21 protein-coding genes are annotated in these 25,458 nt (G+C 47.5%); 17 read left to right on the forward strand and 4 right to left on the reverse strand.

Annotated elements, in window-relative coordinates; all coding sequences use genetic code 11:
* Positions 1–29: 29 nt before the first annotated feature.
* The 5 genes from C1A10_RS16220 to C1A10_RS16240 all read left to right on the forward strand — a co-directional run bounded on the left by C1A10_RS16220 (position 30) and on the right by C1A10_RS16240 (position 4,091).
* Complete coding sequence (locus C1A10_RS16220; RefSeq protein WP_101911245.1) at positions 30–1,025, forward strand: dihydroxyacetone kinase subunit DhaK; 996 nt, start codon at positions 30–32, stop codon at positions 1,023–1,025.
* Between the two features lie 30 nt (positions 1,026–1,055).
* Positions 1,056–1,691: a dihydroxyacetone kinase subunit L gene (locus C1A10_RS16225; RefSeq protein ID WP_101911714.1), complete on the forward strand. Its 636-nt coding sequence runs from the start codon at positions 1,056–1,058 to the stop codon at positions 1,689–1,691.
* Positions 1,688–2,596 carry a ribokinase gene (locus tag C1A10_RS16230; RefSeq protein ID WP_101911246.1) on the forward strand — a complete coding sequence of 303 codons (909 nt, stop codon included), beginning with the start codon at positions 1,688–1,690 and terminating at the stop codon, positions 2,594–2,596. Before C1A10_RS16225 ends, C1A10_RS16230 begins: the two co-directional genes overlap by 4 nt.
* Before the next feature lie 469 nt (positions 2,597–3,065).
* Positions 3,066–3,386: a dihydroxy-acid dehydratase domain-containing protein gene (locus C1A10_RS16235; RefSeq protein WP_101911247.1), complete on the forward strand. Its 321-nt coding sequence runs from the start codon at positions 3,066–3,068 to the stop codon at positions 3,384–3,386.
* Between the two features lie 12 nt (positions 3,387–3,398).
* Positions 3,399–4,091: an RraA family protein gene (locus tag C1A10_RS16240; RefSeq protein ID WP_101911248.1), complete on the forward strand. Its 693-nt coding sequence runs from the start codon at positions 3,399–3,401 to the stop codon at positions 4,089–4,091.
* Between the two features lie 11 nt (positions 4,092–4,102).
* Here the strand turns inward: C1A10_RS16240 and C1A10_RS16245 are convergent, their stop codons facing one another.
* A complete protein-coding gene (locus C1A10_RS16245) occupies positions 4,103–5,092 on the reverse strand; it encodes an aldose epimerase family protein (RefSeq protein WP_180951188.1) in 990 nt (329 codons plus the stop codon).
* 229 nt (positions 5,093–5,321) lie between these two features.
* On the opposite strand from C1A10_RS16245, the gene C1A10_RS16250 reads away from it, so the two are divergent.
* From C1A10_RS16250 to C1A10_RS16260, 3 genes are all read left to right on the forward strand, one after another.
* Positions 5,322–6,827, forward strand: a complete 1,506-nt coding sequence (locus tag C1A10_RS16250) for a sugar ABC transporter ATP-binding protein (RefSeq protein ID WP_101911250.1) — start codon at positions 5,322–5,324, stop codon at positions 6,825–6,827.
* Positions 6,824–7,852, forward strand: a complete 1,029-nt coding sequence (locus tag C1A10_RS16255; protein WP_101911251.1) for an ABC transporter permease — start codon at positions 6,824–6,826, stop codon at positions 7,850–7,852. The genes C1A10_RS16250 and C1A10_RS16255 overlap by 4 nt, the downstream gene beginning before the upstream one ends.
* Before the next feature lie 69 nt (positions 7,853–7,921).
* Positions 7,922–8,977 carry a substrate-binding domain-containing protein gene (locus tag C1A10_RS16260; RefSeq protein ID WP_101911252.1) on the forward strand — a complete coding sequence of 352 codons (1,056 nt, stop codon included), beginning with the start codon at positions 7,922–7,924 and terminating at the stop codon, positions 8,975–8,977.
* Positions 8,978–9,058: 81 nt separating this feature from the next.
* Here the strand turns inward: C1A10_RS16260 and C1A10_RS16265 are convergent, their stop codons facing one another.
* A complete protein-coding gene (locus tag C1A10_RS16265) occupies positions 9,059–9,901 on the reverse strand; it encodes an AraC family transcriptional regulator (RefSeq protein ID WP_180951189.1) in 843 nt (280 codons plus the stop codon).
* Positions 9,902–10,105: 204 nt separating this feature from the next.
* On the opposite strand from C1A10_RS16265, the gene C1A10_RS16270 reads away from it, so the two are divergent.
* The 5 genes from C1A10_RS16270 (at position 10,106) to C1A10_RS16290 (ending at position 18,296) form a co-directional block, all read left to right on the forward strand.
* Entirely contained in the window at positions 10,106–13,408 is a 3,303-nt protein-coding gene (locus tag C1A10_RS16270; RefSeq protein WP_101911254.1) for a DUF5107 domain-containing protein, read from the forward strand.
* A 368-nt stretch (positions 13,409–13,776) separates the two neighbouring features.
* Entirely contained in the window at positions 13,777–14,466 is a 690-nt protein-coding gene (locus C1A10_RS16275; RefSeq protein WP_101911255.1) for a response regulator transcription factor, read from the forward strand.
* A 214-nt stretch (positions 14,467–14,680) separates the two neighbouring features.
* Positions 14,681–15,472, forward strand: a complete 792-nt coding sequence (locus C1A10_RS16280) for a sensor histidine kinase (RefSeq protein ID WP_242968960.1) — start codon at positions 14,681–14,683, stop codon at positions 15,470–15,472.
* A gap of 93 nt (positions 15,473–15,565) precedes the next feature.
* Positions 15,566–16,333: an ABC transporter ATP-binding protein gene (locus C1A10_RS16285; RefSeq protein ID WP_101911256.1), complete on the forward strand. Its 768-nt coding sequence runs from the start codon at positions 15,566–15,568 to the stop codon at positions 16,331–16,333.
* Complete coding sequence (locus C1A10_RS16290) at positions 16,326–18,296, forward strand: ABC transporter permease (protein ID WP_101911257.1); 1,971 nt, start codon at positions 16,326–16,328, stop codon at positions 18,294–18,296. The genes C1A10_RS16285 and C1A10_RS16290 overlap by 8 nt, the downstream gene beginning before the upstream one ends.
* 259 nt (positions 18,297–18,555) lie before the next feature.
* Here the strand turns inward: C1A10_RS16290 and C1A10_RS16295 are convergent, their stop codons facing one another.
* Positions 18,556–19,410, reverse strand: a complete 855-nt coding sequence (locus C1A10_RS16295) for a helix-turn-helix domain-containing protein (RefSeq protein WP_180951190.1) — start codon at positions 19,408–19,410, stop codon at positions 18,556–18,558.
* Positions 19,411–19,749: 339 nt separating this feature from the next.
* Here C1A10_RS16295 and C1A10_RS16300 point away from each other — a divergent pair, with 339 nt between their 5' ends.
* The 4 genes from C1A10_RS16300 (at position 19,750) to C1A10_RS16315 (ending at position 24,610) form a co-directional block, all read left to right on the forward strand.
* Positions 19,750–21,225 (forward strand): aldehyde dehydrogenase family protein, encoded by a 1,476-nt coding sequence (locus C1A10_RS16300; protein ID WP_101911259.1) that lies wholly within the window; start codon positions 19,750–19,752, stop codon positions 21,223–21,225.
* Positions 21,226–21,372: 147 nt separating this feature from the next.
* Positions 21,373–22,218 carry a sulfide/dihydroorotate dehydrogenase-like FAD/NAD-binding protein gene (locus tag C1A10_RS16305; protein ID WP_101911260.1) on the forward strand — a complete coding sequence of 282 codons (846 nt, stop codon included), beginning with the start codon at positions 21,373–21,375 and terminating at the stop codon, positions 22,216–22,218.
* Positions 22,211–23,611, forward strand: a complete 1,401-nt coding sequence (gene gltA / locus C1A10_RS16310; RefSeq protein WP_101911261.1) for an NADPH-dependent glutamate synthase — start codon at positions 22,211–22,213, stop codon at positions 23,609–23,611. The genes C1A10_RS16305 and gltA overlap by 8 nt, the downstream gene beginning before the upstream one ends.
* 489 nt (positions 23,612–24,100) lie before the next feature.
* Positions 24,101–24,610 (forward strand): TRAP transporter large permease subunit, encoded by a 510-nt coding sequence (locus C1A10_RS16315; protein ID WP_242968989.1) that lies wholly within the window; start codon positions 24,101–24,103, stop codon positions 24,608–24,610.
* A gap of 111 nt (positions 24,611–24,721) precedes the next feature.
* On the opposite strand, the gene C1A10_RS16320 is transcribed toward C1A10_RS16315, so the two are convergent.
* Positions 24,722–25,447, reverse strand: a complete 726-nt coding sequence (locus tag C1A10_RS16320; RefSeq protein WP_101911263.1) for a FadR/GntR family transcriptional regulator — start codon at positions 25,445–25,447, stop codon at positions 24,722–24,724.
* Positions 25,448–25,458: the final 11 nt, after the last annotated feature.

The following is a 25,458-nucleotide window of genomic DNA, read 5'->3' on the forward strand; positions in this document are numbered from 1 at the left end:
GCCGCGTGAAAGGCAAAGGAGGATCAACAATGAAAAAATTGATCAATGCACCGGAAAACTACACCGATGATATGCTCCGCGGGATCTACGCCGCGCACCCGAGCATGGTGAAATATGTAAATAATGATCTGCGCTGCTATTGTACGGCGCGCAAAAAGTCCGGAAAGGTCGCCATCATCACCGGGGGCGGCACCGGGCACCTGCCTCTGTTTCTTGGCTATGTAGGTGAAAACCTGCTGGACGGCTGCGGTGTGGGCGGAGTGTTCCAGTCCCCTTCGAGCGAACAGATTTATCATGTGGCGAAAGAGGTGGAAGCGGGCGCCGGCGTGCTGTTTTTGTACGGTAACTACACCGGCGATATTATGAACTTTGATATGGCGGCTGAGATGCTGGATATGGACGATATCGCGTCCCAAAGTATCGTAGGCGCGGATGATGTGCTTTCCAATAAAAATACGCATGCCCGCCGCGGTGTAGCCGGGATTTTCTTTCTGTACAAATGTGCCGGCGCAAAAGCAGCCGAGATGGGCAGCCTGGACGAAGTACTGGCGGCCGCGCAAAAGGCAAAAGAGAACACCCGTACTGTCGGCTTTGCCCTGACCCCCTGTGTCATTCCTGAACTGGGTCATTCCAATTTCACGCTTGCAGAGAATGAGATGGCGTTCGGCATGGGCATCCACGGAGAGCCGGGGGTATGGAACGGCCCCGTTAAAACGGCAGAAGAACTGGCAAAAGAATCCCTGGAAGAGATTTTGGCTGATATGCCGCTTGCTGCTGGGGAAGAGGTCTGCGTCCTCATCAACGGGCTCGGCGCCACCAGCCAGGAGGAGCTGTATATCCTTTCCGGCAGTGTGCGGCACATTCTCGACAGAAGGGGTGTTCGTACCTACCGCACTTTTGTAGGAGAATATGCCACCAGCATGGAGATGGCAGGCGCGTCGATCTCAGTTTGCCGCATGGCGGATAAAGAAATGAAAGAGTGGATCGATATGCCGGCCCACACACCGTTTTATACGCAGGTTTAAACCACAGCGCGGGAGAGGAGATGCAAGGTGGTGGACCGCATAAGTTATGAACAACTCGCGGATTTTTTTAAAGGAGTTGCAGAGATTTTTGCAGAAAAAAAAGAAGAACTTTGCGAAATGGACGCAAAGATGGGAGATGGCGATCTTGGGCTTACGATGCAGAAAGGGTTCAGTGCGCTTCCTCGACTGATTTTGGAAAACGGAGCATCCGGAGATATCGGTAAAACGCTTCGCAAGGCCGGCATGAAAATGGCGAGCCTCGTTCCTTCCACCATGGGTACGCTGATGTCCAGCGGCATTATGGAAGGCGGTAAGGCGGTCGGCGAAACGGCAGAGATGGGGCCGAAAGAGCTGTCTGCATTTTTGACCGGCTTTGCGGCGGGTATCCAAAAAAGAGGAAAATGTCAACCCGGCGACCGCACGATACTGGATGCTGTGGATACCGGAGCAAAAAAGGCAGAACAGGCGTACGCCGCCGGGGCATCTCTTGCCGGCGTTATGCAGGCGGCGGTGCAGGGCGCGGAAGAGGGTGTTGAGGCAACCAAAGAGATGTTGCCCAAATACGGAAAAGCCGCAGTGTTTTCCGCCAAGGCAAAAGGAGTTCCCGATCAGGGCGCGATGGCAGGCAAATATCTGTTTGAAGGCTTGGCGAGGTACTTTGCATGAAAATTTTAAATTTCGGCTCACTCAATATTGATCACGTCTACCGGGTAGACCATTTTGTGCGGAAAGGTGAGACGATTTCCTCCAAATCCCTGACGCTGTTTTGCGGCGGCAAAGGCCTTAATCAGTCGGTCGCGCTCGGGCGCGCCGGTGTCGAGGTCTGGCATGCCGGGAGCATCGGAAAAGACGGGAAAATCCTTCTTGATATGCTGGCATCTGCGAATGTGGATAGTTCCTGTGTTGCGGTACTGGAAGAGGTTAGAACCGGGAACGCGATCATTCAGAACGACTCTGAAGGAGACAACTGCATCATCCTGTACGGCGGGGCGAACCGGCAGATCACAAAGCGGCAGGTGGATGAAACCCTTGCGGGTTTTTCTGCCGGAGATTTTTTGGTGCTGCAAAATGAGATCAACGAGCTGGCCTACATTGTGCAGAGGGCGTATGAAAAAGGGATGAAGATTGTTCTGAATCCTTCACCGATGGACGAAAAAGTGCTTGAGGTGAATTTGAAACTCATAGATTGGTTTGTTTTAAACGAAATCGAGGCAGGCCAGCTTACCGGAAGTACCAACCTGAAAAGCGATAAGCTGATTTCGCTGCTGCGGGACAAATTTCCACAAGCAAAAATCGTGTTGACTTTAGGGACACTGGGTTCCTGCTATGCCGATGCGGAACGGGTCGTCACTCAAGGTATCTACCCGGTAAAAACAGTCGACACTACTGCGGCGGGGGACACGTTTACAGGTTACTTTCTGGCAGGGGTCGTGCAGGGGCGCAGCGTAGAAGAATCCTTAGATCTCGCGGCAAGAGCATCGGCGATCGCAGTTTCGCGTTTAGGTGCAGCACACTCTATCCCCGCGATGGAAGAAGTTCTGAATGATAGAGCGTATGACCTACTATCATAAAGCCGTAATACCTTGATGTAGCAATCTGACAAAACTTCATAGCCAATAGACCTCATCTTATTTTTTATATACGAAGCAGGCTTTATTATAAGCCTGCTATTTTTATGCCCTTTTTCATTTCTTAATAGTCCAAGAGTGCAATTATACAGCCCTAATGTATTTTGAGACACTTCGATTGATTCGGATTTTTTCATGGTTAATCAGATCATATTTTGATTTTAACCCTTTAACAGTCATATCGAATTTTGGCTTCGATACGATCAATGCCTCAGATGTCGAAAATTTTAACCGACGTTTTTCCAGGGGCTTCCCATAAATGCAATTACACGCATATTTGTTCTCACCTTTATTTCTTGTTCAAATGTATCGGTCTGCATATACAACATCAACTTTTATTCAGATTTGGGCTGCAGCCGGCTGAAGGCTCTTATCCATTACATACAATTTTTTAAAAACGGTATGCCGCCCGATGAAATGTCTGGAAGGAATGGGCCTTGCCGGAGATTGTGCGATTGTTACGAATGGCCGCTTTTCCGGTTCAAACCGGGGCTTATTTGTGGGACACATCTCGCCCGAAGCTTACGAGGGCGGTCCGCTTGCGCTGGTGAAAGACGGCGATAAAATCACCATCGATCTGCCAAACCGTGACTTGCATCTGCATGTGGACGGACAGGAATTGAAGCGGCGTAAAGATGTATGGGTACCTCCGGAAAAGGAACTATTGAACGGTTATCTGAAAACCTATTGCAAAATAAGCAAATCGGCTGCGGAAGGCGCGGTCGTAGAATAGGAGAAATGTAAAATGGCAATCAAATGGAACAATGATAGAGCGCTGTTCGACATGATGCGAAAAGAGCTGTATTCCTCAGTCGTTGGCGATATCTTGGATAAAATGGGCAGGCTGCACCAGTTCCTGCCATGGCGAATCCAGCCGCTCGCGGAAGATATGGTGGTAGCGGGACGCGCAATGCCGGTATTGGAGGCAGATACATTTGAGGAATTATCCGATGGGCAAAACCCAATTTTGAAAAAACCGTTTGGACTGATGCTGGAGGCTCTGGATGATTTGAAAGAAAGTGAAGTGTATATTTGCACAGGCGCCTCCCCTTGCTATGCACTGGTGGGCGAACTCATGTGTACGCGGATGCAGGTCCTTAAAGCATCAGGCGCTGTGGTCAATGGATTCCACCGCGATACAAAGGGTATTTTAAATCTGGGATTTCCGTGTTTTTCCTATGGCCGCTATGCACAGGACCAGGCACCGCGCGGAAAAGTCATTGATTTCCGCGTACCGATTGAGATAGAAGGAGTCCGGGTGGTACCGGGTGATATCGTATTCGGCGACTTAGATGGGGTAGTCATTGTCCCGCAGGATATTGAAGAGGAAGTGATTCAGCGCGCCTATGCAAAAGCAACCGGAGAAAAAATGGTGGCGGAAGCGATTCTCAGCGGGATGGGGGCAAAGGAATCTTTTGATCAATATGGCATTCTGTAGTATCGTGTTTCCTATACGTTTCCGAACCGGTAACGGATAAAACGGCGGAATGTCTCCCCAGAGTGCAGCAGCGGCAGATCGTTGCCCAGCAGGCGGGGGGCATCCGGTACGAACTGCGGCTCAAAAGCCAGTGCGCATCCTGGCACAGCGGAGCTGCCGTTTGCCAGCGTTACGCCGGTGCCCAGAAAACCGCCGGAATAGAATACAAGGCACGGCGCATCCGTTTCCAGTGTCAGCTGCCGCCCACTGGCAGGGTTTGCCAGTACGGCGGCAGGCGAACCGACCAGTTCGAATGCATTGTTGTAGCCGCGCGCATTGGATAAATCCTGAGAACCGTTTTCCATAGCCTGCAAAAGGGTGCGCGGAGACCGAAAATCGAACGCGGTACCCTGCACCGGCTTGAGGCATACCGGAAGATGCTGCGCATCGTTATACCATACCCGCTGCGCGTTTATTGTCAGAATGTGATCATAAGCGGGACGTGTAAAATCACCCGAGAGATTCCAGTAGATATGGCTGGTGGGGTTTATAAAGGTATCGGCGTCCGTTTTCATGCAAAATTCGATAGAAAGCGAATCCCCCACAAGCTTATACGTAACGGTAAGGACGCGGTTACCGGGCAGCCCGCAGGCACCGTCTGCAAGGTGTCCCTCCAGTACTGCACTGTCCGTGTCGGTTCGACGAATATCCCAGATGGTATGCCCCAGCGTTTCCGACCCGCTGTGCAGGCAGTTTGCGCCTTCGTTACATGGCATCGAATACATGCAGCCATGGATGGGCACGCGCCCGCCGCTTATCCGCCCCGCGACAGGGGCGACAATTGCACCGGCAAACACGGAAGGGGCTGTGCAGGAAAGCACAATATTTTCGAAAACCCCAGTTCGATCAGGTGTGTATAAAGCAGTCAGAGCCGCTCCTTCTGGACTCAGTTCCGCCGTTATTCCTGAGCCGCTATGCAGGCGCAATCGATGGTTATTTTTATCCGCGTATCTTTTTTTCATTTCAGATTCCCTCATCAGTATTGTTTTACTTTCAAAGAAAAGTTTATTATGTTTGGTGTGTTATGACAACAAAATAAATTTAAAAAGCAATTTTTTGGAATATATGCGCAAATTTTAAAAAACAAAATCCCGTAGATTCTGATAAAATAGAGGTCAAGAGAAACTAGGCATACAAAATTTTTTTAAATATCTGCAACAGGGAGGATTTCAGGAAAAGGAGGAAACGTGCATGGGCAATGTGCTGGAATTCCAACACATCTCAAAATACTTTCCGGGTGTTAAGGCTTTGCATGATATTTGTTTTAAGGCATACAGCGGGGAAGTGCTGGCCTTTCTGGGAGAAAACGGTGCGGGCAAGTCGACTCTGCTCAAAGTTTTGAACGGCGACTACCAGCCGGAGGAAGGAAACTATCTGCTGAACGGTGAGGAAAAGCATTTTCGCACCCCACACGAAGCGATCGAGGCAGGTATCAGCGTGATCTATCAGGAACGGCAGATTTTATTGGAACTGAGCGTTGCTGAAAATATTTATCTGGGCCGGATGCCCACAAAGCGGGCCGGCATTATTGACATACGCAAAGCAAATGCGATGGCACAGCGGATTATTGATGATTTTGGTTTGCAGATCAAGCCGACCACAAAGGTAAAAGATTTAAGCATCGCCTACCAGCAGATGGTGGAAATCATGAAGGCTTACAGCCGGGATAACTTGAAAGTAATCTGTTTCGACGAGCCGACCGCCAGCCTTTCAGACTCCGAGATTGAAAGTCTGTTTGCCATCATCAAAAAGCTGAAGTCGGAGGATAAGATCATCCTGTACGTGTCTCACCGTATGAATGAGATTCAGCAAATCACCGATAAGGCGGCCATCTTTAAAGACGGGTGTTATGTGGATACGGTGGCGACTGGCAAGGTGCCCGAGAGCATGATGATTAAAATGATGGTCGGACGTGACCTGGGTGACATTTATGCAAACCTTGACCGCGACAAGGACATCGGAGATGTGCTGCTGGATGTTCAGGGCGTGTCATCGGATTTCGTAAAGGAAAATTCTTTTCAGCTTCATGCGGGAGAAATTTTAGGTTTTTCGGGGCTTGTCGGCGCAGGCCGTACCGAGCTGATGCGTGCCATTATCGGAGCCGATAAGCTCCGCACCGGAAGGATTCTGCTTGGAGGAAAGGAACTCGTGAATAAATCGCCCAAGGATGCCATGCGCAACGGGATCGTTCTGGTTCCGGAAGACCGTAAGCTGCAGGGTATTCTTGCAAACCTTTCGGTTTCCGGTAACATCAACATCTCACTGCTCGACCAAAACGCCAACCGTTTTGGTATCTTAAGCACAAAGAAGGAGGCAGCCGCGGCAGCGCAGGGTATTCGCGATTTTCATATCAAAACGCCGGACGCGGAAAAAAAGATTGTAGAGCTCTCCGGGGGAAATCAGCAAAAATGTATTGTGGCGCGCTGGCTGGCCACGAATCCAAAGGTCCTGATTTTGGATGAGCCTACAAAGGGCATTGATGTGGGCGCAAAAGCGGAATTTTACCAGATGATCTGCACGTTTGCGAAACGGGGGCTGGGTGTAATCCTCATCTCATCGGAATTGCCGGAAGTCATAGGTCTTTCGGACCGCATTATTGTTATGAAATCGCTTCGTATCGTGGATGAGGTATCCCGCGGGGAAGCTACGGAAGACAGGCTTTTGAGCCTCGGAATGATAGGAGAGAAAGCAGAATGAAACACAGTGCTGCGGCTAACCCGGCCAAAGGGAAAAAAGACAGTATTTTCGAACTTGTCACCAATGTAGTCGGCGGCGATAAGCTGGTGCTGATTGCGGCTATCGTCGTCGTATTCATCGTCTTCACATCCATCAATAAAAATTTTCTCAGCTGGACCAACGTGATCAATCTGTTTGTGGCGGCTTCCCTGGTAGGTCTGGTGGCTATCGGCCACACCTATCTGATTATCGCGGGGCAGAACGATCTGTCTCCCGGCTCGCTGGCCGCGATGTCCGGTGTGCTGGCAGCCCTGCTCGTCAGCTGGGGGGTGCCTTTATGGATTTCGGTTATCATTACGCTTGTTGTTGGAGCGGGTGTCGGTCTGTTTAACGCGTGGATGGTCAATACGATCAAGCTCGAAGCGTTCATCGCAACACTTGTCACCCAATCGATCGTGCGCGGTGTGGCCTACATACTTTGCGGCGGCAAGCCGGTAGCAATCAGTGACCCTGTATTTATCTATTTGGGCAAAGTGCGCTTCCTCAGGATTCCGCTGTCCGTATGGATTACAATTCTTTCTGTAGTCTTTTTCGGCTTCATCCTGGCAAAGACAAAATTCGGCCGCAGCATTTATGCAATTGGCGGCAACAAGGACGCTGCGCGTCTGGCGGGATTAAACCCGCAGCGTATTGTTGCAATCTGCTTTGTGATGATGGGTGTTTTGTGCGGAATCGGCGGCATTATCTTTGCAGCCCGTATGAATTCAGGCCAGCCCGCGGCCAACGTAAACCTTGAGTTTGATGCGATCACTGCCGTTATTCTGGGCGGCGTGTCCTTTACGGGCGGCGTAGGCAGTATGGGCGGTACTGTGCTGGGTATCATACTGATCCAGGCTTTCAATACCGGCCTGATTATGGTCAACGTGCCTACTTTCTGGCAGTATGTAGCGCGCGGCGCACTGCTGCTGTTCGCACTTACATCCGACTACCTGCGCAAACGCAACCGCACCAGAGAGCTGCTGGCAGCCAGCATGAAAAACGCATAATACGTTTCAAACCGGCGTCCGCCGGATGAATAAAATGCAACAAAATTGAAGAGTTTGGAGGAACATTACATGAAAAAGATTTTGGCAATCGCACTGTCGTTAACGCTATGCCTCCCCGCATTTGCGGCATGCAGCACTGATAGTTCTCCCTCCCCGGCTGCCCCCGCGTCTTCAACTTCCGAGCCTGCTCCTGAATCCGGCGGGGAAGCCCAGGACTCGAAAACGGGCGGCGTCATCTATGGCATTTATAAGGCCGGCGACCAGACCTGGTTTATCGACGAAGGGGACGCCGCCAAGAAAGCCGCCGAGGACGCCGGCTATACCTTTACTTATGTAGATGCGAAAATGAGCCCTGAAGAATATCTGAAGGCGATTGACAACGCGATAGCGAATAATGCCGCCGGCGTTGTGACCTGCATCCCCGACCAGACGATGTCCCAGGCGGTTGCGGACAAGATGCTGGAAGCCGGTATCCCTGTTGTTGCCGCGGATGACGCGCTGGAAGTAAACGGCGAGAAAATTGCGCCATGGGTAGGCATTAATGCTTATAAGATTGGGGAAGCAAACGGCGAATGGATTGCAAACTATGCCAAGGAAAACTCCCTTGTGGGCAAAGAGGACGTTGGCCTGCTTCTTATGACGATGGATACGGTTTCGTCCTGCGTGCCCCGCGCTGAAGGCGAATATGACAAATTTACGGAGCTGTGCCCGGACTTTGACACTTCCAGAATCTTCAAGGCTGACTATGACGGAACCACTGATAAGGGAAATACGGCCGCAGCAGCCGTAATCACCGCGCATCCTGAAATTAAGACCTGGCTTGTAACGGGCGCGAACGAGGAAGGCTGCGTGGGTGCTGTCCGTGCGCTGGAGAGCGCCGGTCTGGACGCCAACGCCTGCGTAGTTGGCCTGGGCGCCTATATGGCAAAGGATGAATTCAAAAAAGAGGGCGGCTCCTGCATGAAGGCTTCCGCGTATTTCTCTGCCGAATCCGTCGGCGCGGGTTCCATTCAGGTCCTGCTCGATGTGATCGGCGGCAAAGAGCCTGCTTTGGAGACCGCTGTGGATGCGGTGGTTGTAACTCCCGAAAACTATAAAGAAGTCATGGGCAAATATGCGGAATAAGTGACTCTGTTTCTTAAAAACACACCGCCCGGAAAATACCGGACGGTGTGCTTTTTCTTACAGACAGGGAAAGTCCGCCGCCTAGGAGGCGGACTTTCGAAAGTTCAGCGGCGTTGTGCCTACTAAACGCTTAAACGTGGTGCAAAAGCTGGATTCACTGCAAAATCCGCATTTATAGGTGATCTCTTTGATTGCCATACCTGTTGTTTTCAGATAAAATTTTGCCGCGTTTACGCGCGTAATGATGAGATATTCGTGCGGAGTATAGCCGATTTCTTTTTTAAATTGACGCGTGAAATAATAGGGGCTCAGAGAAGCGCGTTTTGCAAGTTCGTTGAGTGAAAGCGGCAGGTGCAGGTTTTCTGTGATGTAGGTAAGCAATTCCTCCGGGATTACGGAAGTCTGCTGGGGGGCGACTGTGTTATGTGTAAGAAAATCAGTCAGCGCATTGACAATATATTTATTGGCCATAGGCTCGCTGCCCTGCCCTTCCGCGTGGTACATCATATATAATTTTTCCAGGTTGTATTGTGTAGTCTGCGGGTCCGGCGGAAGCAGTACCACGCAGTTTTCCCCCTTCGTAATGGCGTCAAAATAAATCCGGGACATGACACCGTCAAAATGCACCCAAAAGATTTCCCAGCCCTTGCGGGTCCCGTAGCGGTGCGGCGCATAGCAGTCGAGCAAAAAAATGTTTCCGGCCTCGACCGCTTGCTCCAGTTTCCCGCTCACAACATAGCCGCTGCCGCGCACCACATATAAAAGCAGAAAACTGTTGTAACTGTTGCGGTCTACAACATAACTGCTGTCGCAAATATAGTGGCCGGTGCAAAGCGGATAAAAATACAGGTTGCGTGCAATTTCACTTTGCGTCTGAAAATAGAGGTTCGATGCAGGCAGTACACCCTGACTGTGAACTTTCAAACAGTACCCTTCTTCCATGCAAGGCAATTTATATAAAAATATTTCCGTACAGATTATAACATCTGTTTAGTTTTCTTGTCAATTGAACGACCTTTATAAAATACAAATCGCAATTTTTATAAATATCTTGGCAATAACAAATAACTAAGCACGCATCCGGAATGTTATAATCAAACCATAATAAGCTACAGAGGAGGTTTGACAATGAAACATATTCCCGGGCAGGTTGAGGTGTGTCGCGAAAACATCACCATTCCCACCTATGGAGTGGGTAAACCGGATAAAAATCCAATGTTTTTAGAAAAGCGGGTTTATCAGGGCAGCTCCGGCAAGGTATATCCTTATCCCGTTATCGATAAAATACTTGATGAAAAAGAGGACAAAACTTACAATGCCGTTTGGCTGGAAAACGATTATCTGCGTGTGATGATTCTTCCGGAACTGGGCGGACGTATCCAGCGCGCGTATGACAAGACCAACGGCTACGACTTCGTATATTATAACGAGGTCATTAAACCGGCGCTTGTGGGGCTCACAGGGCCGTGGGTCTCGGGCGGCATTGAGTTCAACTGGCCGCAGCACCACCGGCCGACAACTTTCGCTCCCACAGACTGCGTACTGCGTGAGAATGCCGACGGCAGCAAGACCGTGCAGGTGAGCGAAGTTGATCAGATGTACGGTACAAAAGGCATGGCATCATTTACGCTGTACCCGGACAGAGCCTACATAGAAATCAAGGGCCAGCTGTATAACCGCACCAACCTGCCGCAGACGTTTCTGTGGTGGGCAAACCCGGCGGTAGCTGTGAATGATGATACGCAGTCCATCTTTCCGCCTGACGTTCACGCGGTCATGGACCACGGCAAGAGAGATGTTTCAAAATTCCCGATTGCTACCGGTGTATATTACAAACACAATTATGGGGCAGGGGTGGATATCTCACGCTATAAAAATATCCCTGTACCCACATCGTATATGGCATATCACTCGGATTATGATTTCGTGGGCGGCTATGACCACAGGCTGGAGGCCGGAATCCTGCATGTCGCGGACCATCATATTTCGCCCGGAAAGAAACAATGGACATGGGGCTGCGGTGATTTCGGAAAAGCATGGGACCGCAACCTTACGGATGAAAATGGCCCCTATATCGAGCTGATGACCGGGATGTTCACGGATAACCAGCCAGACTTCACATGGCTCAAACCATTCGAGGAAAAAACATTTACCCAGTATTTCATGCCCTACAAAAAAGCCGCGAATGTCAAAAATGCCAGCACCGAAGTGGTATTAAACCTCGAGGTGGAGAATGGGCAGGCACGTGTGTGCGTCTACGCGACATCACGTTATGAAAACGCGCGCGTCACGCTTGTAGATAACCAAACGCATTATCTGGACCGTACACTGACACTTTCGCCTGTAAATGTGCTGTGCGAAGCAGTGCCGCTGCCGGAAGGTATAACGCCGGAGAACCTTACGCTGTCGGTATACGACGCAGGCGGCCGCCTCATGCTGAACTATAAACCTGTGAAGGAAAAAATTGAAAAACAGCCTGAACCCGCGCAGGCCGCGAAGGACCCCTGCGACATTGCCACCTGCGAGGAACTGTATCTGACAGGGCTTCATATTGAACAATATCGCCACGCGACCTGCCTCCCGGATGGTTATTATCTGGAAGGCCTGCGCCGCGACCCGGGAGATATCCGGTTGAATACGGCTTATGGATTACTGCTTTTGCGCCGGGGCCTGTTTAGAGACGCAGAGAAGCATTTCCGGAAAGCAACCGAGCGCCTTACATGGAAAAACCCGAACCCGTACGACAGTGAAGCATTTTTCAACCTTGGGCTTGCGCTGCTGTATCAGGAGCGGGACGACAAGGCGTTTGATGCATTTTATAAGGCGGCATGGTCAGCGGCACAGCAGGAAACAGCCTTCTACTATCTGGCGGCCATCGCTTGCAGGCGCGGAAACTACGACGAGGCGCTTGCGCATGTCGACCGTTCCCTGGTAAAGAATGCGCATAACCTTAAAGCCCTTGGCCTGCGGGCATCATTGCTCAGACTGATGGGCCGCGTGGACGAGGCAAAGCAGCAACTGCGTAAAAATTTAGTTCTGGATACGTTTGACTACCGCTCCCGTCTTGAGCTGGAGGAGATGGACGGCGTATCGCACGACGATACGCTTGCTCTGATGGGAGACCGCGCCAGCAGCTTTATCGAGTGCGCTATTGACTATGCGGATGCGGGTTTGTACAAAGACGTAAGGAACGTACTGCGCCTGTGCAAAAACGATTCCCCGATGCTTAAATATTACGAGGCTTTCTATTACGTGAAATCCGGCGGTGAAACCGGGCTGTCAGAAATACTTGCGCAGGCCGCGGCACGCAGCCCGCTGTATTGTTTCCCCAACCGGCTGGAAGATATTGCGGTGCTGACTTTCGCGCTGGAACTGAATCAGCAGGACGCGAAAGCCCCCTACTATCTCGGATGTTTGTTCTACGATAAACGGCGTTATCAGGAAGCACAGCGCTTGTGGGAACTTTCCGTGAAAATTGACGGCCGCTTTCCAACGGTGTGGCGTAATCTGGCGCTTACCTATTACAACAACTGCGGTGACCCGATTAAAGCGAAAAACGCGATGGAAAAGGCATTTGCGCTGGATACGGGCGACGCACGGATTTTTCTTGAGCTGGATCAGCTGTACAAAAAGCTGGGAATGCCGCCTGAGGGACGCTTAAAACAGTTTGAAACATATCAGGAAACCTTCCTCCGGCGTGACGACCTTTATACGGAATATGTGACGCTGCTCAATCTGCTTGGCCGCCATGAGCAGGCGTACTCCCTGCTCATGCAGCGAAAGTTCCACCCATGGGAGGGTGGGGAAGGCAAAGTTACCAAGCAATATACCGTCGCACTGACTCAAATGGCATATCAGGCTCTTTCTGCCGGTGATGCTGCCAAGGCGAAAGCACTGTTGGAAAAAGCGCTCGTATTCCCGGAAAACTTAGGTGAGGGCAAACTGGAGGGAGCAAAGGATAACGATATCTATTACGCACTGGGCCTTGCGGAAAGCGTACTGGAAAATGCTGAAGCTGCCCGGATAAATTTCGAGCGTGCGGCCGTGGGTGACGAGGAACCCGCAAGCATGATGTTCTACAATGATCAGCCTGCAGATATGATTTTGTATCAGGGGCTTGCCAACCGTGCGCTGGGACGTGAAGACGCAGCGAAAGCTCGGTTCCATAAGCTGGTCGACTATGGTGAAAAACACCTGTTCGATACTATAAAAATTGATTATTTTGCTGTTTCACTTCCGGAACTGCAGCTCTTTAACGAGGACCTGACACGCCGAAACCGGGCATACTGTTATTACCTGATGGGTCTCGGCAGTTATGGGCTTGGGGACAAAACGCGGGCGATGGATTACTATGAAAAAACACTTGCCATTGACTGCGCGCATTTGGGCGCAATTATGGAAACCCGAAACCTTCAGAATTTAAGTGAGTAAACAGAAAGCCGCCTGTATGAGAAATCACCTGGGAAAGAGCATCGCCATGCGTCATCCATTCCAGCCTTTTTTCAGCTCTTGGCATTCCCGCTTGGTGCCAGTCCTCTTTTCCATGTAGACACAGTATACACCACCATCATAACAAATGCCCGTGAAATGTTTATTTCACGGGCATTTGTTTAGTCTCTGTATTAACAGGTTCCAGGTATCTTGCCACCTGGAACAAATAGAAAACAACCATGCCAAATCGAATAGCGTGTCTTTCACAAAGACAATGTGCTATAATAACCTTATCGTGATGATTATCCGAAGAATATTTAATAGTTTCTCCCGAACAGATTTAACGTATATTTTACGAGGAAGCGTCAATGTATAAAATATTAATCGTGGAAGATGATCCTGTCATTTCAAAGGAAGTGGCCCGTGGGCTGACAAAATGGGGATATGAGGCAAAAGAGGCCACAAATTTTTCGAAAGTCCTGACCGAGTTTGTGGATTTTGATCCTCATTTGGTGCTGATGGATATCTCGCTTCCGTTTTACAACGGATATCATTGGTGTCAGGAAATCCGGCGCGTTTCAAAGGTTCCGATTATGTTTCTTTCTTCCGCCTGCGAAAAAATGAACATTATTATGGCAGTCAATATGGGAGGTGACGATTTTGTCACCAAGCCTTTTGATATGGACATGCTGTCGGCAAAAATTCAGGCACTTTTGCGGCGCTCGTATGATTTTCAGCTTCACACTGCCGTTGTAGAACACAAGGGTGCCATTCTGAACCTTTCCGATGGCACTCTGGTATATGATGGAAAAAAGATTGAGCTAACCCGCAATGAATTTCGAATGCTTCAACTGTTCTTTGAAAATAAAGGTATTACCGTTTCGCGGGAATCCCTTATGAAGCGCCTGTGGGAAAGTGACTGCTTTATTGATGACAATACCCTCACCGTCAATATCACACGGCTCCGAAAGAAGCTGGAAGATGCAGGTCTTTCCAATTTTATCAGCACGAAAAAAGGGGTCGGGTATCTTTTGGAGGATGGTTATGAGCAAACATAATGGTTTGCAGCTATTGTTGAAATGGATAGTTTTTCGTTGCAAATTTTTGCTGGCAGTGACAAGCGGAAGCATCTTGTTTGTTATTCTGTCGCTATTGTCGCATGTAGATGCTCGTCCATCCGTATATGGAGCTGGTTTGTGTCTGTTTGTAACATTGATTTGGAGTATTTATGATTTTATAAAATTCACACATAAGAGCAGTCAGCTTGCCCGCATGCTTCATTATTCTCAAACTGCACTTGAGCCGCTTCCTGACCCCTTTGACTTTATCGAAGAGCAGTACCAGCAGTTGATCATGGAATTATATCATGACCTGACGGCCAAAATTTCAGAAGAAGAAAAGATCAAAAGCGACCGGGAAGATTACTATACCCTTTGGGTACATCAAATAAAGACTCCTATTTCAGCACTGCGGCTTCTCCTGCACTCGGATGACCTGCAAAAAAATGCTTTTGCTATGGAGCAGGAACTGTTTAAAATTGAGCAATATGCAGAAATGGTGCTCCAGTATCTGCGGCTGGAGAGCCTGTCCTGCGACCTTCTTTTGCAGGAATATTCCCTGTACACACTGGTAAAGCAAGCTGTGAAGAAATATGCCGGTGCCTTTATCAGCAGGGGTTTGTCTTTGAATCTGGCGGAATTCGGCTTTTTTGTTATTACCGACGAAAAATGGCTGTGCTTCGTGCTGGAGCAGCTCCTGTCCAACAGCGTAAAATATACCTTTAAGGGAGGCGTGAATATTTGCATGGATCCTGAAAGTGACCGCACGCTGCTCATCACGGATACGGGTATAGGCATCAGGGAGGAAGATCTTCCGCGCGTTTTCGACCGCGGCTTCACCGGTTATAATGGCCGTATGGACAGGGTATCCACGGGAATCGGACTTTACCTGTGCAAGCGCGTGACGGACCGTCTGGGTATCACGCTCCACATTTCCTCCAAATGCAACAAGGGCACCCAGTACCGCATTTATTTTCCACCCACACCCGGCGCCTTACAAAAATGAAAGGTTCAGCCTCTGATTGTAAGCCAAAGTTAAGGCAGAAATTCCTATGCTTTGCTATACTTAAAACCAGAACGGCAAAGGAGGAATTTGCACTTGACGCTTCTTGAAGTAAAAAATTTAAAAAAAGTATACGCGACTCGGTTTGCCGGGAACACTGTGCAAGCGCTGGAAAATGTGAGCTTTTCGGTAGAAAACGGAGAATATGTAGCCATCATGGGCGAATCCGGCTCGGGAAAAACAACTTTGCTTAATCTCCTTGCTTCTCTGGATAAGCCAACCAGCGGGGAAATTTATCTTGAGGGAAAGGCCTTTTCAACGATTAAACCTAAGGCACTCTGCGCTTTTCGCCGGGATAATCTGGGCTTTGTTTTTCAAGACTTCAATTTGCTGGACAGTTTTTCGTTGCAGGATAACATTGTGCTGCCGCTGGTGCTGCAAGGTGCCCATTATAACGAGATGCTCCAACGGCTGAGCGGATTAGCTGAACAGCTGGGCATTGCGGAAATTTTGCAGAAATATCCCTATGAGGTATCCGGGGGACAAAAACAGCGAGCGGCAGCAGCGCGGGCCCTGATTACCAGTCCGAAACTGGTTTTAGCAGATGAACCAACAGGTGCGCTTGATTCTAAAGCCGCGTCGCAGCTGCTGAATCTGTTTTCCGATATCAACCGACAGGGCCAGACCATCGTGATGGTTACACACAGCGTGCAGGCTGCCAGCCATGCCAAACGTGTGCTTTTTATTAAGCACGGCAGCCTCTTCAACCAAATCTATCGGGGCGAAAAGTCATATGATGCAATGTTCCGCATGATTTCCGATACGTTGTCCATCCTGCAGGCGGGAGGCGGCAGTCATGCATAAAGCCTGTATTCTTCCGCGGCTGGCGTTTAACAGCATTAAAAAAAGTGCGCCTTCTTATCTTCCGTACATTTTTGCAACATCGTTTGCCGTATCGGTATTTTTCATTTTCAGTTCGATTGTCAGCAATCCGATGATTCAGAATATGCCGCATGCGGGCTATCTTTCGATGCTGATGCAGATTGGCAAGGTGCTTTTGGGATTGGTCCTGATTCCCTTCTGTTTTTACACAAATAGCTTTTTGATGAAGCGGCGCAGAAGGGAAATCGGCCTTTACAGCCTTTTGGGGCTTGAAAAGTGCCACATCGGTTTTATTATCGCTGCGGAAACGGTGATGGTATATCTTGCGTCCGTTATTCTTGGAATTGTGACTGCGCTGGTTTTTTCGCGGCTTATTTTTTTGCTGCTGCTCAACATTACCAAGCTCCCGATAGATGTCCGGTTTACAGCCGATCCTTCCTGCTATATCGGGACTGCCGCCTTTTTCGGAAGCGTTTTTCTGCTCAATCTGTTGATTAATTTGATTCAGATCTCGAAAACCAATCCAGTCGAGTTGTTTCGAAGCGCGCGGCATGGCGAAAAGCAGCCAAAACGCTTATGGCCTTCCGCTTTGCTGGGCGCAGCCGCTCTGGGCGGCGGCTATTATCTCGCGGTCAATTTTAAACTGGACAGCTATTTTCTGCTGACGATTTTCGGGGCCATTCTGCTGGTTTTGATCGGCACCTACTGCCTGTTTGCTTCGGGGATGATTGCTTTGCTGCGCCTGCTCAAAAAGAACCGTAATTTTTACTATAATAAGAAAAATTTTGTTACGGTATCTGGGATGCTCTACCGGATGCGCAAAAATGCCGCGAGCCTGTCCAACATATGCATATTCAGCACAATGGTCATCATAACACTGGTGTGCACGGTTTCTCTGTTTAAAGGGCTGGACAACATTGCGGATTATAGCTATCCCTTCGATGTGGACATCCGCTTTGTCAATGGGCAGTTCACCCAAAGGGAGGCGCTGCAGGAAGAAATTCTGGCACAGGCACAAACTCAAAATGTTGCTGTTTCCGATCTGATCGGGTTTGAATATATGAGCATGCGCCTTACAAATCGCGGCGACGCTTTTGTACCGGCGGAGGACACAGATGGTTACGGCCACAGCTATACTGTTCGCGTTTTAAGGCTGTCCGACTATAACCGGATTGAAAATGTACAGGAGTCCCTGGACGATGGCGAGCTTCTGTTTTTCAGCACCGGCGCGAACTCAGGCTATCAGGAGCTTTCGCTTGCGGGAAAAACCTACAAGGTCAAGAAAGAGCTGGAATCCCTGTGCTTTGAAACAAAAGAGCCAAAAGCTCCAATGGAAAGCTACTATTTGGTGGTGCCAGATGAAAAAGAGCAGGCGTATCTTTATGATACGATGAATCGCACGGAAGACCAGTGGGTTTACACCGTCCGCTTTAACCTGAGCGGAAAGCAGGAAAACCAGGAACAATTTCTTGCAAATATCAGTCAGGGAACGGCGCAGATGCCGGGCTTTAGCTGGTTTGACAGCCGCATTGAAGGCGAGCAAGAGGATGCGGCAATTCTGGGCGGGCTGCTCTTTCTCGGGATTTTTTTCGGGATTATTTTTATGGTATGCCTGATTATGATCATGTACTATAAGCAACTGTCAGAAGGTTTTGAAGACAAAACCAATTTCGATGTCATGCAGCAGGTGGGAATGAGCCAGCCTGAGGTAAAGTCGGCGATACGCAGGCAAATATTAACAGTCTTTTTCCTGCCGCTATTGATGGCGCTGCTGCATACTGTTATCGCCATAGGGCCGATAGAAACGCTGCTGAACACACTGAACCTGTTTAACCGCAGGTTGGTTATATTCAGCGCGGTTGGCGTCTCTGCTATGTTTGCCGCTGTTTATAGCTTAAGCTATCATATGACAGCGAAAGCCTATTATCGGATTGTTCACCGCTGATTGAAGAGCCTTGGATAAGACATGTTCAATGTCAAAAATGCACCCGTATGCTGCGGTACTGGCTTTATAGTAACAGACAGGTTCAGGGGTATTGCCCCCAATTATTAGACAGTACGATATGCTGGACTTGCCGATGGTTCCATTGCCAGAAACACAAGGATCAATGAGTATGGGTCAAAAGAGCGTGAGAAAAACGAACTGAAAACCCTCTGCAAGTATTTGCTTGCAGAGGGTTTTGCAGGGAATGCGGTCTTTTACGTTACCGAAAATCATTTAAATGGACATCTTTTTTGTACTGTTTTGGTGTCACACCATATTTTTCCTTGAAAACGCTAATAAAATGAGAAATATTTTCATATCCCAGATCGAAAGCCGTATCTGTAACACTTTCATGCATAATGATCTTTTTGGCTTTCTCCATTTTAATATTTGTAAGGTATTCTTTCGGACTGATGCCGGTAATTTTTTTAAAGTATTGGCAGAAGTTTGCCTCCGACATGTTCATCTCCTGCGAAATTTGTTTAATGCTAATTGCCGTCATGCATTCATCGTTCATATATTTGATTGCCTTGTTGACTGGATTGTCAGGTTCGGAGTTTACTAACTGGTGTACGCCCTTTATTTTCAAAAGATTATAAACAAGTTCCTGAGCGTATAAATCCAAAATATATTTTATATCCTTGTCTTTAGTAATAAGTAACGCGTTTATTTTATTAAGAATATCCTTAAATTCGACATTTTCCTGTGAGCATAAAATCTGATTTTTGACCAGTAAATCATAATCGATATCATAATTAATGCTCACATTTTCACTGACTTGTTTGATTAGCGAGTCATTGAGTTCGAAAACGAGTGCTTTTGTAGGCTTATCTATTGTCATATGAATATTCGAATTAGGAGGAATCAATAAAAACTGATGGGTGTCATAATGAAATGAATCTGATTGATTGGCTAATATTTGTTTTTCACCTTCAAGAATTGTGCATAGTCTTGTATATTCATAAGATTTATAAGAATCGGAATATTTTTGGGGGAAATCGTAATACAGTATCCTTAAATAATTTGTCTCCATTCTGTCGGATAACTCAAGCTCTCTGTTGAAATTATGCAACATAAAGACACCCCTGAAACGAATATAGCACGAATTTATATATATTACAATCGAGTTCATTGAAAAAGTTGATAGTTTTTTTAATTATTGGTTAGAATTTTTGTTATATTTAGTATATGGTTATTGTAAAGAAAGTCCATCTGTATAAAATCAATAAAAAATAAGATCAATTTTGTCGTACAAAATTTGCATAGTTCTCTATTTTTTATTTTTCAAAAGGAGATGATACTTTTCTGTTTTTTAGACCATTAGGACGGAGGAGGCGAATAAAAAGCAAATCTAACAGCATCGAGAAGTCTTTCAACAGCCGGTATTTTAATATTTTATAAAGGAGGAACAATTATGGCAAACATCATTGATGAGAACTACAAACTATTTATTGATGGTAAATGGGTGGACGGCAAGGATGGTAAAACGTTTAAAGCTTATAACCCGTCAAACGGGGAGCTGTTAGCTACCTGTGTTGACGCAGGAAAAGAGGATGTAGATCTTGCTGTTAAAGCCTCATGGAAAGCCTTCGAGAGCTGGAAAAATGTCAGCCCCAAGGATCGTTCCCTCATGCTGTTGAAAATTGCGGACCTTATCGATGAGAATACGGATAAACTGGCCATGGTGGAAACACTTGATAACGGCAAGCCGATTCGTGAAACCATGGCAATTGATGTTCCTCTTAGCTCCGACCATTTCCGCTATTTCGCAGGTGCCATCAGGGCAGACGAAGGGGAAGCGGTTATGATTGATAAAGACACCTTGAGTATCATTTTAAGAGAGCCTTTGGGTGTTGTAGGTCAAATCGTACCATGGAACTTTCCGCTTCTAATGGCCGCATGGAAACTCGCTCCTGCTTTGGCAGCCGGAAACTGCATCGTTTTCAAACCTTCGTCCACAACATCCCTGAGTGTCCTTGAACTTGTTAAACTGATGAGTCAGGTTTTACCTGCGGGAGTTGTGAATATTATTACCGGCAGAGGATCTGTTTCAGGCAACTATATGCTGGAGCATGATGGGTTTAGAAAACTTGCTTTCACCGGTTCAACAGATATCGGCTATACGGTTGCTGAAGCGGCGGCAAAGAAGATCATTCCGTCAACGCTTGAATTAGGAGGAAAATCAGCAAACATATATTTCCCGGATGCTCCGTGGGAAAAGGCAATCGAAGGTCTGCAAATGGGCATACTGTTCAATCAGGGACAGGTCTGCTGCGCAGGCTCAAGGGCGTTTGTACATGAGTCAATCTATGATCAATTCCTTGCTGAAGCGGTCAAAGCTTTCGAAAACGTTAAAGTGGGTCTGCCGTGGGAGAAAGACACCATTATGGGTTCGCAAGTCAACGAGGGCCAGTTGAAACAGATTTTGGAATATGTTGAAATCGGCAAAAATGAAGGTGCCAGAGTTGCTACAGGCGGCTATAGAATCACGGAAAATGGGCTGGATAAAGGCTGCTTCATGAAACCGACGATTTTGGCGGATGTTGATAACAAGATGAGGGTCGCGCAGGAAGAAATTTTTGGACCGGTAGTTTGCTTTATCAAGTTCAAGGATGAAGAGGAAGTCATTAACATGGCGAATGACAGTGAATACGGCCTTGGCGGAGCGGTATGGACTAAGGATATTAACCGTGCCTTCCGTGTTGCCAGAGGAGTAGAGACCGGCAGAATGTGGGTGAATAACTATAATAACCTGCCTGCTCATGCGCCTTTTGGAGGCTATAAGAAATCGGGTATCGGCCGCGAGACACATAAAGTCATTCTTGATCACTATACACAGATGAAGAACATCTATATTAGTCTCACTGAAAATAAATTCGGTCTTTATTGATTCACTCGGTTGTCGCTATTGGCCATGATGCAGGGCAACCTGCATCATGGCTTTCCTATATTCAATACCACGCGACATGAAATAGAGAGGGCGACCGGATCGAAAGTTTTTTATTGACGGACTGAACGGAAAGAAGGGAATGACTTTATGTACCAGATTATCAAGAAGGTGGTTTTAACTCCAAGCATAAAGCTGATGGAAGTTGATGCGCCTGATATTGCTCGAAAAGTTGAGCCGGGGCAATTCATTATCCTTAGAATCCACGAAGGCGGTGAGAGAATACCACTGACGGTTGCCGATTTTGACCGGGAAAAAGGTACAGTTACAATCATATTCCAGGAGATTGGCAAGACTACGCTGATGCTGGGAACCCTTGAAGAGGGAGAGTGCATCCTGGATTTTGTAGGGCCATTGGGCGTGCCGTCCAACTTTGAAGGCGTGAAGAAAGCCGCTGTGATCGGGGGCGGGCTTGGCACTGCAATTGCCTATCCGCAGGCTAAAAAGCTGCATGGGATGGGGGTAATGGTGGATACGATTGTCGGTTTCCGCAACAAGGATATGATTATTTTTGAAAAGGAAATCGCACAGGTGAGCGACAGACTCTTTGTAACGACCGACGATGGGTCCAACGGCCGTAAAGGATTTGTATCGGATGTTTTGAGAATATTGATTGAAGATGGAAATAAATATGATTTGGTTGTCGCGATCGGCCCGCTGATTATGATGAAGGTCGTCAGTAATCTTACCAGAGAGTACGGAATAAAAACCATTGTCAGTATGAATCCTGTTATGATAGATGGAACGGGAATGTGCGGCGGATGCCGGGTCACGGTGGGCGGAAAAACAAAATTTGCTTGTGTAGACGGGCCCGATTTTGACGGGCATGAAGTGGATTTCGATGAGGCCATGAGACGACAGTCCATATATAAGAATGAGGAAAAGATTTCTCTTGAACAACATCTTTGCCGACTGGGAGGTGTGCTGAATGCCTAACATGTCTTTCAATAAAGCACCTATGCCCGAACAAGATCCACGGGAAAGAAGCCGGAATTTTTCCGAGGTGTCTATGGGATATACCGAAACTCTTGCAAAATCGGAGGCTTTAAGATGCCTTCAGTGCAAGGGCAGCCCCTGTATGCAGGGATGTCCGGTAAATGTCAGAATTCCGGAATTTATCAACCTTGTAGCCGAAGGAAGCTATGAAGAAGCCTATCAAGTAATCAGGGACACCAATAGTCTGCCTGCCATATGCGGAAGGGTATGCCCTCAGGAAACGCAATGCGAACAGTATTGCGTCCGGGGGAAAAAGGGCGAGCCGGTTGGCATTGGAAGACTTGAAAGATTTGTTGCGGACTGGCACATGGCTCATGTCCAAGACACGGTCGGTGCTGTAAAGAAATCCGGAAAGAAAGTTGCTGTAATCGGGTCCGGCCCTTCCGGACTGACCTGTGCCGGTGATCTTGCAAAAAAAGGCTACGATGTAACCGTATTTGAAGCGTTTCATGCTCCGGGCGGCGTTTTGATGTATGGTATTCCTGAGTTCAGGCTTCCAAAAGCACTGGTACTGAAAGAAATTGAAACCGTAAAACAGCTCGGGGTTCAGTTTGAAATGAATATGGTCGTAGGCAGAATCCATTCGCTGGATGAGTTGACAGAGGCTGGTTATGAAGCAATCTTTATTGGCACAGGTGCCGGCTTACCTTCGTTTATGGGCATTCCCGGTGAAAACCTGAATGGGGTTTATTCGGCAAATGAATTTTTAACCAGGGTAAATCTTATGAAGGCGTATCAATTTCCAGAGAGCGATACACCTATAAAAAGAGGGAAAAATGTTGCTGTTATCGGCGGGGGGAATGTTGCAATGGACTCTGCCAGATGTGCCAAGCGGCTTGGCGCCGATCATGTTTATATTATCTACAGGCGCTCAGAAGTTGAACTCCCCGCAAGGCGTGAAGAAGTCCACCACGCAAAAGAGGAAGGAATCCAATTTAAATTGCTGACAAATCCGATTAGAATTCTCGGTACGGAAAAAGGCTGGGTCAATTGTATTGAATGTGTAAGCATGGAACTTGGTGAGCCTGATGTATCCGGCAGAAGAAGACCGATTGAAGTGAAAGGTTCGGAGCACTCTTTTGATGTCGACATTGTCATTATTGCCATTGGGACAAGTCCGAATCCCTTGATTAAGATGACTACACCGGGACTTAACACTCAAAAGTGGGGAGGAATTATCGTTAATGAAGAGACCGGAGCAACGAGCAGAGAAGGTGTATATGCCGGGGGAGACGCGGTTACAGGAGCCGCAACCGTGATTTTAGCGATGGGAGCAGGCAAAAAGGCTGCGACCGCAATTGATGAATTTATCAAAAATAAATCCGGCAGATAACTGTACATCGTTTAGTTATTTGTAGTAAAATTCACAAAAAAACCGTTTGAGCTCGCTGCATATGCGAGTTCAGGCGGTTTTTCGTTATCGCGTGACGTCGTCATTGGATGGATTCGCAGCATTATAAAGAATATTACAAAGGACGTATATATTACTGCGGAAAATAAGGGCACCATGAGAAACGGTATGCACCGGATTATATCACAAGAGAATTCCAAAGAGTGCTTAAAAATGGCCATCTTCCCCAATTGAGGTTCCATGATCTTCGTCACAGTACGGCCAACATTTTATATGATAAAGTCTGAAGCTTAAAAGATATTCAAGAGTGGTTGGGACATGCAGATTTTTTTCATAGTTAAGATGCGGATAAAAAGAATTCAGGACACATTTGTTAGCGCTGGTAGACATTTATGTTGGAACTACCGGAAAAGAAGAAAAAGTAAAACCCGCAGAACAGCTTGATAAGCTAATCTACGGGTTTTACTTTTGGTGGCAGGCGTGTTTACCTCCACTGAGTCCGCTGCAATTGCCTGTGTATATGCGCTAATTATTACCTTTGCAGTCTACCATGAAATCTCAATCAGGGAAATGATCCCGATTATGAAGCGCAGTATTAAAACCTTGGCAATGGTTATGGCGCTGATTGGGATATCTTCCGCATTTGGTTGGGTAGTTTCTTATCTGCAGATTCCTGCAAAAATGTCTGGATTGCTTCTAAGCATTTCGTCCAATAAAATAATAATTTTACTGATTATTAATCTGATGCTTTTGATTTTGGGTACAATGATGGACATGATTTGCAGTATCCTACTTGTAACCCCCATTCTATTGCCTGTGGTAACAGCATTAGGCATAGGCCCAATCCAGCTGGGCATTATCATGATTCTAAATTTAGGAATAGGCCTGATTACTCCACCTGTCGGTGTACTGTTATTTGTGTGCAGCGCGACCTCAAAACGGTCCATAGAACAATTGACAAAGGCTATGCTACCTCATTAGAGGTGTCATAATATGCGATTATGGTTTTTGAGACTTTTCATACCGTTATCCATAAAAATGGTCATAGCTGAATTTTTGCGTCAATGTCTTATAAAATATGCAACGGTCTGCTCAACCTAGTCGGGAGCGTTCGTCAATCTTATGGATGATGCTACGAATATGTTTACCCATAGCCTCGCAGGCGCGGTCTGCATCGCGGCCAATTAGGGCTTCATAAATACGCCGGTGATGCAAATCCGTGCCGTCCAATGTAAGGTCCAAATCAAAATATTCCGCAATGGCAGCAAAGCAGTATTTCTTTACCACATACATGGACTGTATGAGCAAATCGCTTTTGGAGGCTTCTGCGATCGCCAGATGGAAATCAAAGTCAAATGCAGGGTAGTTCTGCAAATCATGATTATTCTGTTCACAGATATGCATTTTTTCTTCGATCAGGCATAAGTCATTCGCCGTAGCCCGCATAGCGGCGTAACGTGCTGCAGTAGACTCGATACTCTCACGGAATTCCAAAATTTTGGCCACATCGGTTTTTCCAGTAAAGAGATAGGGAATCAGGAAATCGATGTATAAGGCGACACCTGTACCCTTTACATAATTGCCGTCACCTCGCCGTGTTTCCAAAATGCCCAGCATGTTGAGATTGGTAATGGCGGAGCGCACGGTATGGCGGCTTACGCCGAGCATTTCTTTGAGCTCGTTTTCCGACGGAATTTTTTCGCCTTGTTTCCAAGTACCGTCCATCACCTTACCCAAGAGAGTATCAAAAGTGGCTTGGCTTACATTCACTTTTGGAATTTTTAAAATATCGGAAGTAGAAAATTGATTTTCCGGCATTAGCCTGACAC

The sequence above is a fragment of the Marasmitruncus massiliensis genome (genome assembly GCF_900186535.1).
GTDB lineage: Bacteria > Bacillota > Clostridia > Oscillospirales > Ruminococcaceae > Anaerotruncus > Anaerotruncus massiliensis_A.